This window comes from Streptomyces sp. SID8374 (genome assembly GCF_009865135.1).
In the GTDB taxonomy this organism is placed as follows: domain Bacteria; phylum Actinomycetota; class Actinomycetes; order Streptomycetales; family Streptomycetaceae; genus Streptomyces.
Genome location: NZ_WWGH01000001.1, coordinates 4,838,218 through 4,852,058, shown reverse-complemented (window position 1 = coordinate 4,852,058; position 13,841 = coordinate 4,838,218). Strand labels below are relative to the sequence as shown.

Below are 13,841 nucleotides of genomic sequence, written 5' to 3'. Positions count from 1 at the left end.
GCCGGTCCCTCTCCCGCCGAAGGAACTCCCGTATGCCGATGGCGAACGCCGTCCAGGATTACGCCCGCACGCTCACGCTGCGCACCCCCACCCACTACCGGGTGGGCCCGTTCACCGTCCGGTACAACCCGGGCTGGGAGCTGAAGTACGCCAACTTCGCCATCCCCGACCAGGACGCGGAACCCACGGCGGACGACGTGGCGGCCCTGGTCGCCGCGTTCCGGGAGCGGGAGCGGCTGCCGCGCCTGGAGTTCCTGCCCTCCTGGGCCCCGGCCGTCGAACCGGCCCTGCTGGCCGCCGGGTTCACCGTGGAGAGCCGGGCCCCGCTGCTCGTCTGCGACCGCGCGGACCTTCGTACGCCGAAGCCGGTCGACGGCCTCCGCATCGCCGTGCCCGCCACCGGGACGGACTTCCTCGACGCCGCCCGCGTCCAGCACCACGGCTTCGGCGGCGAGGGCGAACCCGAGCTGGGCACCATCACCTGGCTGCGCTCGGCGGCGGCCGGTGACGGGGTCGCCGCCCTGGCGGTCCTGGACGGCGCACCGGCCGGGGCGGGCGGCTGCTCCGTCCCGATCGACCGCCTCAGCGAACTGGTCGGCCTAGCGGTCGCCGCCCCCTTCCGCCGCCGGGGCATCGGCGCCGCGCTCTCCGCCTGGCTGACCGAACGGGCCCTGGACCAGGGGTGCCGGGCCGTCTGGCTGGAGCCGGGCGACGCCGATGTGGAACGGATCTACGCGAGCATCGGCTACCGCCGGATCGGCGAGAAGGTCAACATCGCGCTGGAGCCCGCCTAGCTCTTCCGGCCCGCCCGGCCCGGATCAGCTCGGCTCACCGGCCCGCCCAGATCAGCTCAGCTCGGCTCGGCTCAGACCAGTCGTCGCGCCGTCGCCCACCGGGTCAGCTCGTGCCGGTTGGAGAGCTGGAGCTTCCGGAGCACCGCCGAGACGTGCGACTCCACCGTCTTCACCGAGATGAAGAGCTGCTTCGCGATCTCCTTGTACGCATAGCCCCGGGCGATCAGCCGCAGCACCTCGCGCTCGCGCTGGGTGAGGCGGTCCATGTCCTCGTCGACCGGCGGGGCGTCCGTGGAGGCGAAGGCGTCCAGCACGAAACCGGCCAGGCGCGGGGAGAAGACCGCGTCGCCCTCCTGGACCCGGAAGATGGAGTCGACGAGGTCGGTGCCGGTGATCGTCTTGGTGACATAGCCCCGGGCGCCGCCCCGGATCACGCCGATGACGTCCTCGGCGGCGTCCGAGACGGAGAGCGCGAGGAAGCGGACCGGGTCCTCGGCCGCGCCCATCAGCGGGGCGCAGCGGCGCAGCACCTCGACACCCCCGCCGCCGGGGAGGTGGACGTCGAGGAGGACGACCTCGGGGCGGGTCGCCGTGATGACGGTGACCGCCTGGTCGACGTCGGCGGCCTCGCCGACCACTTCGACGCCGGTCTCCTCGGTGCGGCCGATCTCGGCCTGCACACCGGTGCGGAACATCCGGTGGTCGTCGACGAGCACGACCCGTACCCGTCGCTCCGGGCCCCCGGTGGCTTCGGTGTTCTCGGTCATTCGCTCGCCCTTTCCATCTCCAGCTCGACCTCGGTGCCCCCGCCGGGCACCGAACGAAGCCGGGCAGTGCCGCCGTTGCGCTGCATCCGGCCGATGATTGATTCTCGTACGCCCATGCGGTCGGCAGGAACCTCGTCCAGGTCGAAGCCCGGACCCCGGTCCTTCACGGAGACGAAGACCGTGGCGCCCTCGACCTCGGCGAAGACCTGCACGGCACCGCCCTCGCCACCGTACTTGGCGGCGTTGACCATCGCCTCGCGCGCGGCCTGCATCTGTGCGCCCAGCTTGTCGTCGAGGGGGCAGTCGCCGACGACCACCACCTCCAGGGGGACGCCGTGCTTGTCCTCCACCTCGGCGGCCGCCCGCTTCACCGCCTCGGCCAGGGTCTCCGGCTCGTCGTCCTCGTCCTTGCCGGTGCCCTCGGGGTTGTAGAGCCAGTTGCGCAGCTCGCGCTCCTGGGCCCGGGCCAGCCGTCTGACCTCGCCGCCGTCGTCCGCGTTGCGCTGGATCAGGGTGAGGGTGTGCAGGACGGAGTCGTGGACGTGGGCGGCGACCTCGGCGCGCTCCTGGGCGCGGATGCGCATCAGGCGCTCCTCGGAGAGGTCCTGGACCATCCGGACCAGGTAGGGCCCGGCGAGCAGGGCGATGCCGGTGAGGACGGCGATGGCGGCGGTCAGGACGTTGCCCAGCTGGGCGGCCGAGCCGCGCACCACCATGAAGACGGCGAGCCCGAGGCCCACGAGGGCGACCCCGGCGAGCGCGCGGGCCAGTTGCAGCAGCCTGCGGCGGCGGCCGACCTCCATCCAGCGGGCGCGCCGGGCGTTGTCCGCCTGGCGCCAGACGAGGACGGAGCCCGCGCCGATGAGGAGCGTCGGCCAGATGTAGCGGTCGGCCTTGCTGCCCATGTCGACGTTGGCGACGAAGACGACGGCCCCGACGAGCAGGGCGACCAGCGCGAAAACCTGGCCCGGGTCCGGTTTACGGAGCTTGCGGCGGCCGTCAGCGGCCGTCTCGAACACCGAGCGCGGGGCGTGGACGCCGCCGACACCGCCGACGCCGAGAGGGACGACGATCCAGAACACCGCGTACAGCAGGGCGCCCAGGCCGTCGCTGAGGAAGAGCCCGAGGAAGACGAACCGGACCCAGGCGACCGGCAGCCCGAGGTGTCCGGCGAGCCCGCGCGCGACGCCGCCCAGCATCCGCCCGTCGGCGCTGCGGTACAGCTTGCGCAGCGGCGGCTCCTCCGGGTCGGAGGCGAGTGAGCTGTGCCCGGCTCGGGCGGTGGCGGCTGGCATACCCCGATCGTCACACGCGGCGGGGGCAGGGGGCATCAGGGTAGTCCCCCTGATCGACCCTGATGCCAGCCCCACCCCGAGGGCCCGCCGTCGCATGGCCGCCTGCCGCGCGACGCCTGGTCCTCGGGGCCCCTCGCGGGAAACCTCCCGGCTCTCCCCCTGCGGGGCCCCCGGGGCAAAATCAGGGACCGGCCAGGGTCGGCGCGGCTCCCACCAGCCGGTGCGGGCCGTCACCATGGAGGCATGACCGCTCCTTCGGACGCCTCCCCCGGCGTCGCACCCCCCGACGCGCCCAGGCCGCAGCTGCGGCGCAGCCCGCGGCAGAAGATGGTGGCCGGGGTCTGCGGCGGGCTCGGCCGGTACTGCGACGTGGACCCGGTGATCTTCCGGATCGTGCTCGGCGTCCTCTCGGCGACCGGCGGGATCGGCCTGATCTTCTACGGCTTCGCCTGGCTCCTGCTGCCCCTGGAGGGCGAGGAGGAGAACGAGGCGCGCCGGATGCTGTCGGGCCGGGTCGACGGGGCGTCGCTGGTGGCGCTGCTGCTGGCGCTGATCGGCTGCGGGCTCTTCCTGTCGATGCTGGGCAACCGGGGCATGCTGGCGTTCGCGGCGCTGCTCACGGTGGCCGTGGTCGGCTGCTCGGTGTGGACGCAGTCCCGCAGGACGGCGGCGCCGGAGGACCCGGCGGCCCCGCCGGGCGCCCCCGCCGCCCCGGCCCACCCGCACACGGGCGGCCTCGGCACGCCCCCGCCGGAGGTGAAGGCCCCGCCGACGCCGGGCGGTCCGTCGTGGTGGCGGGACCCGATCGTCAAGGACGGCACGACGGGTCCGGTCGGCCCGGGCTATCTGTGGGGCCCCCAGGACACCGATGTCGGCTCGGCGCAGGCGGAGGTGCGGGCCGGGCGGCCCAGCCCGGACGCCCCGTTCCGGCCGCCGGCTCCGGCGCCCGCCCCGCCGGGACCGCGGTCGATCGGCGGCCTGGTCTTCCTGACCGCGCTGGTGGCGGGCGGCCTGGGCACCGGGCTGAGCTGGGAGCACCAGCCGCTGGGTACGGCGTTGCAGATCGGTCTGGTCGCCGCGCTCGCTGTGTTCGGGCTCGGTCTGCTGGTCTCCTCGGCGCTGGGGCGGACCGGGTTCGGGACGGTGATGATGGCGACGGTCACGGCGGTGCTGCTGGCGGGCGCGACGATGGTGCCGAAGGAGATCAGCACGGACTGGGCCCGCCAGGAGTGGCGTCCGGCCGAGGCCGCCGCCGTACAGCAGCGGTACGAGCTGGGCAGCGGCGATGCCCGGCTGGACCTGTCCGGGGTGGTGGTCCCGCCGGGCGGGAGCGTACGCACCCGGCTGGAGGTCGGGGCGGGGCGGGCGGCCGTCGTCGTCCCGAACGACGTGACGGTGAAGGTGCGGGCCGAGGCGGGGCTCGGGGAGATCCGGCTGGAGGAGGGGCAGCGGGTCCAGGTCCGCATCAACAGCGACCAGTCGACGCAGCGCACGCTGCCGCCGCCCGAGGGAAGCAAGCCGGCCGGGACGATCGAGCTGGAAGTGGAAGTCGGAGTCGGACAGGTGGAGGTCAGCCGTGCTGCGTCATGAGTTCCGGCCCGGACGGGCGGTGGCGGGTCTGGCGATGCTGGCCCTCGCCGGGGGGTACGCGGCCGACGCGGCCGGTGCGTGGGAGGTGCCGTGGACCTTCTTCCTGGCGGTGTTCCTCGGCGGCCTGTGGCTGGCCACCACGGCGACCTGGACCGCCTACATGCTGCGGCGGCGCCGTGACGCGAGGAAGGCGTCGACGGAGAACATCGAGGCCCCCGCGAGCACCAGGGGCAGCCACGCCATCAGGTAGGGCAGGTCGTTGCCGTAGTAGTACGGGGTGGCCTGCCAGCTCACCGTCAGCCACAGGCTCAGGGAGATCAGCGCGCCGCCGAGCGCGGCGAGCCGGGCCCAGAGGCCGACGAGGGTGCCGAGGCCGACGAGGAGTTCGCCGATGGCGATGGCGTAACCGAACCCTTCGGGGCTCTTGAGCGCCAGGTCGACGAGGGCGGGGATCGCGGAGGAGTCGCGGACCCCGCGCATCATCTCGCCGATGGAGCCGGGGCCGGTGGCGGAGAGGAACCCGCTGTCCGTCAGCTTGTCGAGACCGGCGTAGACGAAGGTGACACCGAGGAAGAGCCGCAGCGGCAGCAGGGCGTACTCACGCGCCCGCTCACGCAGCCCTTTCCGCTCGCCCGGACCGTACGAACCGCCGCCGTAACCGTTCATCACCACTGCCCCGCTTCCCGAAGACCCGTCACCTGACCATACGTACGCCTGTACGGCGCCGCTCACCAGGGCTGCGAAGCAATCAGTGGAAGAAGTCGGAGGGCGGGGTCAGTCCGTCACGTCGATGGAACAGCGGTTGGTCTCCACCCCGGCGGCCGTGACGACCTGGACGTCGACGGTCCCCGGTTCGACCTCGACCGGGACCGGGACGGTGAGGACGGTGTCGGTCGGGTTGGCGAAGCCTCCGGCGACCGGGATCAGCGGTACGTGGACGTGGACCGTGCCGATCCGTACGACGAGCCGGGCCAGCCGGTCGGGGCTGCCCGCGCCGGGCGGTACGAAGCCCGCGCCCCGGATCTCGATGTCGTCACCGGTCCGGATCGGGGCGTCCAGGTCCCCGGCCTCCCGGGCGCGCACGACGGAGAGCACGACGGGGCGGCCGCCCTCCGCGTACTTCCCGGCGAAGTACGTCGCCGCCGAGACGGCCACCAGGAGGGCGAGGCCCCACGGCAGGTCGGGCAACTGCTCGGGGCGGCGGGCCAGGCGGACGGCGGCGAACAGCACGGCGACGGCGCTGACCAGCACGTACTGCACATCGGTGAACGAGCCGCGCCCGGAGTCGTCGGTGAGCAGATCGGCGGCGCGCGGCCGGTCCGCCCGCAGCTTCTGGAGCCGCTGGCCCAGGACCCGTACGGTCACCACGCGGCGTACGACGACGGCGACCGCGCACACCAGCGCCAGCACGGCCAGCACCCCGGCGGACCGCACCAGGTCCAGCCCCTCGATCAGCTCGTCGCGCTTGCGGTGATCGGAGGCGCCCGCCAGCTGGAGGGCGAGGACGAGCACGGCGAAGACGGCGAGCAGGACCCAGGCGGCGGCGACGGCCCTGGAGGTGGAGAGCCGGTTGTCCTCGCCGATCAGCGGGGCGAGGAGGCCGCCCCGGGCGCGGTGGAAGCGGGCGGCGAGGGTCAGCAGGGCGGCGGTGAGTACGGCGGCGGCCAGGGCGGCGGTGCGGGCGGTGGTCCAGCCGGGCCCGATCGCGGTGAGGCTCGCACCGACGAGCAGGGCGACGACCGCGCCCCACACCACGAACAGGGTGCCCCGCCACACATGGTGCAGCCAGACGTCCCCGGCGGCCCGGCCCCGGTCGGCGACGGTGCGGGCGGACTCGGTCAGCTCGTCGGAGACCCACTGCCGCGAGGCGGAGGGTGACTGGGCGACCCCGGCGGGCAGGCCGTGGCCCGCCGCCAGTTCGTCCCGCTTGGCGAGGAATGCGGCGACCGCGCGCCGGTGCCCCTCGCGTGCGCCGTGCGGGCAGTCCCCGCACGTACACCCCCCGCCGTGCGTGCCGCCCACTCTCGCCTCGTCCAACGCCACGGAGATTTACACCCTTTCCCACCCCGGTACAGCCAACTCACCTGTGATACCAGCGAATTGTGCCGTACGGGACGGGCGTCCCCCGCATCGGGTCGGACACGAACGCATACCGTCAGAACGTTCGACTGATCCGCTGCCACAGGGGCTGGTAGTTGATCCACGCCACCAGGTCGCTGCCGAGCTGCTCACGGGTGGTGACGGCGTCCCGGTGGTCGATCAGCACGGGCTTCCCGGCGGCGCGCGCCAGCAGCTGCACCTGGCAGGCGCGCTCCATGGTCAGGAACCACCAGGCGGCCGCGTCCACGGAGTCCCCCACGGTCAGGAGCCCGTGGTTGCGCAGGATGACGGCCTTGCGCTCCCCGAGCACCTCGGCGATGCGCCGCCCCTCCTCCTCGTCCACGACCACACCCGTGTACGCGACGTAGAGCGCATGGTCCTCGTAGAACACGCAGGCCTCCTGGGTGATCGGCTCGATCAGCTCCCCCAGCGCGGCCAGCGCCCGCCCGTGCGTGGAGTGGGTGTGCGCGACGGCGACAGCCCCCGGCCGGGCCCGGTGCACGGCCGCGTGCACGGCGAAGGCGGCCTGGTTGACGTGGAAGCGCCCCTGCACGACCTGCCCGTCCCCGTTGACGAGGATCAGGTCCTGCGGCGCGATGTCGGCGAAGGGCGCCCCGAACGGGTTGACCCAGTAGCAGTCGTCCAGCTCCGGATCGCGCACGGTGAGATGCCCGGAGACCCCGTCCTCGAACCCGTACTCCCCGAACAACCGCAACGCCCCCGCGAGCCGCTGCCTGCGGTACGCCCGCTCCTCGTCCGGCGACGCGTGCACGGGCGGCATCGCGAAGTGCAGCTGCTCCACGGGGATGGGCGCGGGGGCGGGCACGGCGGGCGGCTCGGACATGGCGGGCTCCTCACTTTCCCGGGGGCGTACGGGATCGGAAGTTACCGGCGGGTGGGGGTGAGGGGGAAGGGGTGGGAATACGACAATGCCGCCGCTCAAACGAATGAGCGACGGCATCGGCGTTGACCTAGGGGTTCACACGAACCCGGGCGGTCACTCCCACTCGATCGTCCCCGGCGGCTTGCTCGTCACGTCGAGGACGACCCGGTTGACGTCGGCGACCTCGTTGGTGATGCGGGTGGAGATCTTCGCCAGCGTCTCGTACGGCAGGCGCGACCAGTCGGCCGTCATGGCGTCCTCGGAGGAGACCGGGCGCAGCACGATCGGGTGGCCGTAAGTGCGGCCGTCGCCCTGGACGCCGACCGAGCGGACGTCGGCGAGGAGGACCACCGGGCACTGCCAGATGTCGCGGTCCAGGCCGGCCGCCGTCAGCTCCTCGCGGGCGATGGCGTCGGCCTCGCGGAGCAGGTCCAGGCGGTCCTTGGTGACCTCGCCGACGATGCGGATGCCCAGGCCGGGGCCGGGGAACGGCTGGCGCTGGACGATCTCCTCGGGGAGGCCCAGCTCCTGGCCGACCATCCGGACCTCGTCCTTGAACAGCTGGCGCAGCGGCTCCACGAGCTGGAACTCGATGTCGTCGGGGAGGCCGCCCACGTTGTGGTGGGACTTGATGTTGGCGGTGCCGGTGCCGCCGCCGGACTCCACCACGTCCGGGTAGAGCGTGCCCTGGACCAGGAAGGCGACCTCGGGGCCCTCCTCCTGGAGGATCTCCAGCTGGGCCTGCTCGAAGACCCGGATGAACTCGCGGCCGATGATCTTCCGCTTCTGCTCCGGGTCGGAGACCCCGGCCAGGGCGTCGAGGAAGCGCTTCTCGGCATCGACCACCTTCAGCTTCGCGCCGGTCGCGGCGACGAAGTCCTTCTCGACCTGCTCGGTCTCGCCCTTGCGCATCAGGCCGTGGTCGACGTAGACGCAGGTCAGCTGGGAGCCGATGGCCTTCTGGACCAGGGCTGCCGCGACTGCGGAGTCCACGCCGCCGGAGAGGCCGCAGATGGCGCGCTTGTCGCCGACCTGCTCGCGGATGAGGGCGATCTGCTCCTCGACCACGTTGGTGGTGGTCCAGTTCGGCTCGATGCCCGCGCCGCGGTAGAGGAAGTGCTCCAGGACCTGCTGCCCGTGGGTGGAGTGCATGACCTCCGGGTGGTACTGGACGCCGTACAGCTTCTTCTCGTCGTTCTCGAAGGCCGCGACCGGGACCACGTCCGTGGAGGCCGTGACGGTGAAGCCCTCGGGCGCCGCCGAGCAGGCGTCGCCGTGCGACATCCACACCGGCTGCTCGGTGGGCGTGCCCTCGAAGAGCGTCGAACCCGCCTTCGTGACGTGCAGCGGGGTGCGGCCGTACTCACGGGCGCCGTTGTCGTCGACCGTGCCGCCGAGCGTCGTCGCCATCAGCTGGAAGCCGTAGCACATGCCGAAGACCGGGACCCCGGCCTCGAACAGCGAGCGGTCCAGGGACGGCGCGCCCTCCGCGTAGACCGACGACGGGCCGCCGGACAGGATGATCGCGCGGGGGTTCTTGGCCAGCATCTCGGCCACCGGCATGGTGGACGGGACGATCTCGCTGTAGACCCGGGCCTCACGGACACGGCGGGCGATGAGCTGGGCGTACTGCGCGCCGAAGTCCACAACGAGGACCACGTCGGCCGTGGTGTCGGGGGCGGCGGGGGGTGCTGCTGGCACGGGGCGGCCTTCCGGCGGTGGTGAAGGGGGTCGGTTCTTCCGATTCTACCGGCCGTGCGCACACCCTCCGCCGGGCCGGCCACGGGGCTCCCCGTCTCAGGATCCGGGCCCCGGCTTGGTGGGCCCGGCGGGCCGGGCCATACTGTCCCCATGCGTCAGCACACGACCTTCGTCTTTACCTATGGCATCCGGCCCGCCGGCTGCCATGGTCGTGCTGCTTGAGCTACTGACAAGCAACGTTCCAGGCGCCCCGGGCCATCAGGCCCGGGGCGTTCTGCGTGTCCGGGCCCATCGCCCCGGGTGGCCTCCGACCCACCAGGAGTCACCACCATGAGCAACACGACCACGGCCACCACCCCCGCCGAGCGGACCGGCGCCCACACCGACGAGGCCGCCGCCCTGATCGGCGGCGCCCGCGAGCGCATCGACACCCTCGACGACCGGATCATCGGCCTCGTCCAGGAACGGATGGCCGTCTCGGCGGTCATCCAGGAGGCCCGCATCACCTCCGGCGGCCGCCGGGTCAACCTCTCCCGCGAGACGGCCGTGCTCGGCCACTACAGGGACGCGCTGGGCAAGCCGGGCACCGCGCTGGCGATGACCCTGCTGGAGCTGTGCCGCGGGCGGGTGTGACCCACGGGACGGCGGCCGCAGGACCGTATCTGCGTTCGGTGCCCGTCTCACCCGTACGGCGCGTGACCGGGACCGGCGTGCCTTCGTTGGTCCCGGTGTCCGTGCCAACCAGGGGCGGCATCGGTAGAAAACCACGCGTGGCTCCGCCGGGACGTGTGACGTACTGCAAGTACGTCGTGGGACCACTTCCCGGCGCAAGTGACCGGTCCGCAGGGGACAGCAGCCCGGTCACCCCATGTGCGGCCGTACCCGGGGACGCCCGGGTCGGTCGCATCGGGACCCCGAACGAGGTGGAGGCGTTCCCCCTCCCCCGCACACACTCACCAGCCGGTCCGGTTCAGGACCTCCGCCGCCCGGCCGCCATGAACAGCGCCAGGCCCGCCGTCAGCGCCGCGATCGCCATCGCCATCGCCGTCAGGGCGGCGGGCGATCCGGTGGAGGCCAGGGTGCCGCCGCCGTTCCCAGCCACCCGGGGTGCGCCCGTGCCGCCCGCTCCCGGGGTGGCCGTGGCGGAAGGAGCCGTTCCGGCACCCGCGCCCGGCCCGCCCTTCGTCGGAGGAGCGGGCGACGGTGACGGCGTCGGGACGGCGCCGCTCCCCCCGTTCAGCACCACCCGCGCCGTGTTGTTGCCCGGCTTCGGGTCGAACGGCAGCCCCGGTGCCTGGAGCCCCGGGCCCCGCACCGTGACCCGGCCCACCGCGCCGGTCAGCACCTTGTCGATCCGGAGCCCGAAGGCGAGGTCCAGGCCGCCGCCGTCGCGGACGGCCGCCGGGGTCGGGCAGACGTAACGCGGCGCGGGGGCCTGACGGTCCTCCCGATACGCGCCCTCGGCACTCACGCCCCGGCACCCCTTCGGCGCGGAGGTGACCGTCGCGCCCTGCGGGACGGTGAAGTCGACGGCTGCGACGGTCTCGCCGGAGCGGAGGTACCCGATCCAGGCCGGGCCGTCGTTGCGGAAGCCGAGGCGCACGGTGACCGTGGCACCGGCGGGCCCGGAGGCCTCGTCCCCGTACGCGATGAAGTCGGCCGTGTTCGCCGTACGGAAGTCGGCCTCCTGCTCGTTGTCGCCCGGTTCGAGGTCCACGGCCCGGGCGGACATGCGCTGCTTCACGGGTACGGCCCTGAGCACCGCGCCCGGCCCGCGCTCGGCTGAGGTGGCGGCGGCCAGGCGCCGGACGGAACCCGCCTCGTGGATGCCGTACGCGAAGATGTCGCGGTACGCCCGGGCCGTGGCCTGGAGGGTCAGCGGGGCGGCCAGGGTGTAGGTCGCGCCCGCCTCGAATGCGCCCTCGACGGAGCAGCGGGCCGTGGTCCAGGTGGCGTCCGTCGTGTAGGCGCAGTTGGAGTAGCGCTGCGGGATGTCGAGGCCGCGCGAGTACCGCAGGGTGAGCACGACCCCGTCGGCGTCGCGGCTGCCCCGGTTGGTGAAGGTGATCGGCGCCTGCTGCTTCTGCCCGGGGGTGGGCTCGTGGTCGAAGGGGAGCCGGTGCATCACCAGGTCGGGGCCGCCGACGGTGACCTGGGTGGTGAAGGGGGTGAAGGCCGCGCCCCCGGCCTCGCCGGTGACCCGGATCGCGCCGGATGCGCCCTGCCCGCTGCCTTCGGCGGCGCTGAGAAGGAGTTCGGCGACGGTGGAGAGGCCGGGCGCTATGCCGTGGCCCGTGCAGACGGTGGCCCGGGGGCCGGTGGGCGCGCACTCCACTCCGGCCCGCGCGTCGAAGGCCACGTCGGCGACGCCCGCGATCCCGGTCAGGTCGAAGGTGACCGTGAACTCGCCCTCGTACCGCTCGTCGGCCGTCCCCGTCACCGTGATCCCGGCCGTCGACCGCTTCTGTTCGCCGCCGCCCTCCGCGTACGGGTGCAGAGCCGTCTCGGCCGGACCGCCCAGGGCGTACACCGGGTCGGCGGCGCGGGCCGGGGCGGCGGCGGCCACGGTGAGCGGACCGGCGGCGAGCAGCAGGGCGGTGGCGGCGAGGCCACCGGCCCTGCGGAGCGGCGCGGTTCGCGGGGAGAAGCGTGTCATCGCGGACCTCTGGTACTCGGCAGGAGCTGTGCGACCGCGTTCACCGTGGCGGTGAGGCGGTCAGGCTTTCGACCCCGCAGCGTACGGGGTCGGCCGCACGGCTCTCCGAAGAGCGGCCCACGATCCGGTCACGGATTGGGTACGGGGGTGTTCCCGACGCCCTTCACCTCGGCCCCGGCCTCCACCGTCCCCTTCGGCGGTACGACGGGGATGCCCAGGAACGGCAGCTTCAGCGCCCCGAACGCCTCCCTGGGCACGGCCGGCGCCAACGGCTCCACGGGGGCCAGGCGTTCGTAGGCCGCGCCCTGCTCCGGTCGCGGGTCCGCCTCGCCCTTGTTGGGCCAGAAGGACATCGCGCGCTCGGCCTGGGCGGTGATGGTCAGCGAGGGGTTGACGCCCAGGTTGGCGGAGACCGCCGAGCCGTCGACGACGCTGATGCCGGGGTGGCCGTACAAGCGGTGGTACGGGTCGATGACGCCCTCCTCCGCGCTCGCGCCGATCGGGCAGCCGCCGAGGAAGTGGGCGGTGAGCGGGGTGCCCATCAGCTCGCCGACGTTGGAGCCGGCGAAGCCGTTGATCTCCTCGGCGAGGAGCGTGGCGCTGCGGGTGGCCTCGGGGATCTGGGTCGGGTTGGGCGCGCCGTGGCCCTGGCGGGCGGTGAGCAGGCCTTTGCCGATGCCGCCCGGTTTGCGGTACGTCGTCAGGGAGTTGTCCAGCGACTGCATGACGAGCCCGATGATCGTGCGCTCGGACCAGTGGTGGTTGGAGAGCGAACGGACGGCGAGGGTGGGGTGCTTGACCATGTTGGCGAGCCAGCCGCGCACCCGGCGGCCGCCGTAGGGGACCTGGAGGATCGACATCGCGCCCATGGCGTTGGAGCCCTTGCCGTAACGCACCGGTTCGATGTGGGTGTTGTCGTCCGGGTGGATCGAGGAGGTGATCGCGACGCCCTGCGAGAAGTCGGCCTTGGCGATGCCGTGCTTCTTGCGGTAGCGGCGGTCGCTGGTCTGGGAGCCCACCAGCGCCTCGGAGTTGGTGCGGGTCAGCTCGCCGAGCCGGGTCGAGAGCCGGGGCAGCAGGCCGCGGTCCCTCATGGTGTGCAGCAGGGTCTGGGTGCCGTACGTGCCCGCCGCGACGACCACCTTGCGGGCGCGCAGCCTGGTGGGCTTCGCCTTGCGGCGGCGGTCGGTGGGGACGGTGAGGACCCGGTAGCCGCCCTCGGGGTCGTCGGTGACGGCGACGACGGAGGTCATCGGGTGGATGACCGCTCCGGCCTTCTCGGCAAGGTGGAGGTAGTTCTCGTTGAGGGTGTTCTTCGCGCCGTGGCGGCACCCCGTCATGCACTCGCCGCACTCGGTGCAGGCCTTGCGGGCGGGTCCGGCGCCGCCGAAGTACGGGTCGGGGACGGTGTCGCCGGGCTTGGCCTTCGCGGTGCCGTCGGCGTCCTTGCCGTCGCCGAAGAAGACGCCGACCGGGGCCAGGTGGAAGGTGTCGCCCACGCCCATGGCCTCGGCGGCGGCCTTGAGGTGGATGTCGGAGGGGGTCATGGTCGGGTTGAGGCGGACCCCGAGCATCCGGCGGGCCTGGTCGTAGTACGGCTTCAGCTCGTCCTGCCAGTCGGTGATCGAGGCCCACTGGCGGTCCTCGAAGAACGGCGCGGGCGGCACGTACAGCGTGTTGGCGTAGTTGAGTGAGCCGCCGCCGACCCCGGCGCCCGCGAGCACCATGACGTTGCCGAGGAGGTGGACGCGCTGGATGCCGAAGAGGCCGAGCGCGGGGGCCCAGAGGTAGTTCTTCAGGTCCCAGGAGGTCTTGGGGAGCGTGCCGGGGGTGAAGCGGCGGCCCGCCTCCAGGATGCCGACGCGATACCCCTTCTCCGTCAGCCGGAGCGCCGACACCGCGCCCCCGAACCCCGAGCCGACGACCAGGACGTCGTAGTCGTACGCGGCGTCGTCCTCGGCCGGGACGTGGCTCACGGGCTGTTTCTGGGCAGGGCTGTCCTGGGACATGGCGCTCCTCACTACGGAATCGGAACGAAAAGGGCGAAAGGCTGCT

12 protein-coding genes are annotated in these 13,841 nt (G+C 73.1%); 4 read left to right on the top strand and 8 right to left on the bottom strand.

Features of this window, described 5'->3' with window-relative positions; all coding sequences use genetic code 11:
- Nucleotides 1–32: 32 nt before the first annotated feature.
- Nucleotides 33–794: a GNAT family N-acetyltransferase gene (locus GTY67_RS21740; RefSeq protein WP_093691857.1), complete on the top strand. Its 762-nt coding sequence runs from the start codon at nt 33–35 to the stop codon at nt 792–794.
- A gap of 71 nt (nt 795–865) precedes the next feature.
- Here the strand turns inward: GTY67_RS21740 and GTY67_RS21735 are convergent, their stop codons facing one another.
- A complete protein-coding gene (locus tag GTY67_RS21735) occupies nt 866–1,561 on the bottom strand; it encodes a response regulator transcription factor (RefSeq protein WP_093691859.1) in 696 nt (231 codons plus the stop codon).
- Nucleotides 1,558–2,856, bottom strand: coding sequence for an ATP-binding protein (locus GTY67_RS21730; RefSeq protein WP_093691861.1), 1,299 nt, complete (start codon nt 2,854–2,856; stop codon nt 1,558–1,560). The genes GTY67_RS21735 and GTY67_RS21730 overlap by 4 nt, the downstream gene beginning before the upstream one ends.
- A 243-nt stretch (nt 2,857–3,099) precedes the next feature.
- Between GTY67_RS21730 and GTY67_RS21725 the strand changes: the two genes are divergently transcribed.
- Both GTY67_RS21725 and GTY67_RS21720 read left to right on the top strand, forming a co-directional pair.
- Nucleotides 3,100–4,446 (top strand): PspC domain-containing protein, encoded by a 1,347-nt coding sequence (locus GTY67_RS21725; RefSeq protein ID WP_161279720.1) that lies wholly within the window; start codon nt 3,100–3,102, stop codon nt 4,444–4,446.
- Complete coding sequence (locus tag GTY67_RS21720) at nt 4,433–4,696, top strand: hypothetical protein (RefSeq protein ID WP_161279719.1); 264 nt, start codon at nt 4,433–4,435, stop codon at nt 4,694–4,696. The genes GTY67_RS21725 and GTY67_RS21720 overlap by 14 nt, the downstream gene beginning before the upstream one ends.
- Here GTY67_RS21720 and GTY67_RS21715 read toward each other — a convergent pair.
- The 4 genes from GTY67_RS21715 to guaA all read right to left on the bottom strand — a co-directional run bounded on the left by GTY67_RS21715 (nt 4,603) and on the right by guaA (nt 9,130).
- Nucleotides 4,603–5,112 carry a DoxX family protein gene (locus tag GTY67_RS21715; RefSeq protein WP_093691891.1) on the bottom strand — a complete coding sequence of 170 codons (510 nt, stop codon included), beginning with the start codon at nt 5,110–5,112 and terminating at the stop codon, nt 4,603–4,605. The two genes, GTY67_RS21720 and GTY67_RS21715, sit on opposite strands and share 94 nt — an antisense overlap.
- Nucleotides 5,113–5,220: 108 nt before the next feature.
- Nucleotides 5,221–6,489 carry a hypothetical protein gene (locus GTY67_RS21710; RefSeq protein WP_093691867.1) on the bottom strand — a complete coding sequence of 423 codons (1,269 nt, stop codon included), beginning with the start codon at nt 6,487–6,489 and terminating at the stop codon, nt 5,221–5,223.
- A gap of 112 nt (nt 6,490–6,601) precedes the next feature.
- On the bottom strand, nt 6,602–7,390 hold the full coding sequence (locus GTY67_RS21705; protein ID WP_161279718.1) for a class II aldolase/adducin family protein: 789 nt from the start codon (nt 7,388–7,390) through the stop codon (nt 6,602–6,604).
- Nucleotides 7,391–7,543: 153 nt separating this feature from the next.
- Nucleotides 7,544–9,130 (bottom strand): glutamine-hydrolyzing GMP synthase, encoded by a 1,587-nt coding sequence (guaA, locus tag GTY67_RS21700; RefSeq protein WP_093691871.1) that lies wholly within the window; start codon nt 9,128–9,130, stop codon nt 7,544–7,546.
- 330 nt (nt 9,131–9,460) lie between these two features.
- On the opposite strand from guaA, the gene GTY67_RS21695 reads away from it, so the two are divergent.
- A complete protein-coding gene (locus GTY67_RS21695; protein WP_161279717.1) occupies nt 9,461–9,763 on the top strand; it encodes a chorismate mutase in 303 nt (100 codons plus the stop codon).
- Nucleotides 9,764–10,100: 337 nt separating this feature from the next.
- On the opposite strand, the gene GTY67_RS21690 is transcribed toward GTY67_RS21695, so the two are convergent.
- Both GTY67_RS21690 and GTY67_RS21685 read right to left on the bottom strand, forming a co-directional pair.
- Entirely contained in the window at nt 10,101–11,786 is a 1,686-nt protein-coding gene (locus tag GTY67_RS21690) for a peptidase (protein ID WP_161279716.1), read from the bottom strand.
- A 128-nt stretch (nt 11,787–11,914) separates the two neighbouring features.
- On the bottom strand, nt 11,915–13,795 hold the full coding sequence (locus GTY67_RS21685; protein ID WP_161279715.1) for a GMC family oxidoreductase: 1,881 nt from the start codon (nt 13,793–13,795) through the stop codon (nt 11,915–11,917).
- Between the last annotated feature and the right edge of the window lie 46 nt (nt 13,796–13,841).

Excerpts from the sequence above, each read along its gene's own strand:
- GTY67_RS21730 (WP_093691861.1), bottom strand. The coding sequence starts at position 2,856 with ATGCCAGCCGCCACCGCCCGAGCCGGGCACAGCTCACTCGCCTCCGAC.
- GTY67_RS21690 (WP_161279716.1), bottom strand. The coding sequence starts at position 11,786 with ATGACACGCTTCTCCCCGCGAACCGCGCCGCTCCGCAGGGCCGGTGGC.
- GTY67_RS21705 (WP_161279718.1), bottom strand. The coding sequence starts at position 7,390 with ATGTCCGAGCCGCCCGCCGTGCCCGCCCCCGCGCCCATCCCCGTGGAG.
- GTY67_RS21740 (WP_093691857.1), top strand. The coding sequence starts at position 33 with ATGCCGATGGCGAACGCCGTCCAGGATTACGCCCGCACGCTCACGCTG.
- GTY67_RS21685 (WP_161279715.1), bottom strand. The coding sequence starts at position 13,795 with ATGTCCCAGGACAGCCCTGCCCAGAAACAGCCCGTGAGCCACGTCCCG.
- GTY67_RS21715 (WP_093691891.1), bottom strand. The coding sequence starts at position 5,112 with ATGAACGGTTACGGCGGCGGTTCGTACGGTCCGGGCGAGCGGAAAGGG.
- GTY67_RS21735 (WP_093691859.1), bottom strand. The coding sequence starts at position 1,561 with ATGACCGAGAACACCGAAGCCACCGGGGGCCCGGAGCGACGGGTACGG.
- GTY67_RS21695 (WP_161279717.1), top strand. The coding sequence starts at position 9,461 with ATGAGCAACACGACCACGGCCACCACCCCCGCCGAGCGGACCGGCGCC.
- GTY67_RS21725 (WP_161279720.1), top strand. The coding sequence starts at position 3,100 with ATGACCGCTCCTTCGGACGCCTCCCCCGGCGTCGCACCCCCCGACGCG.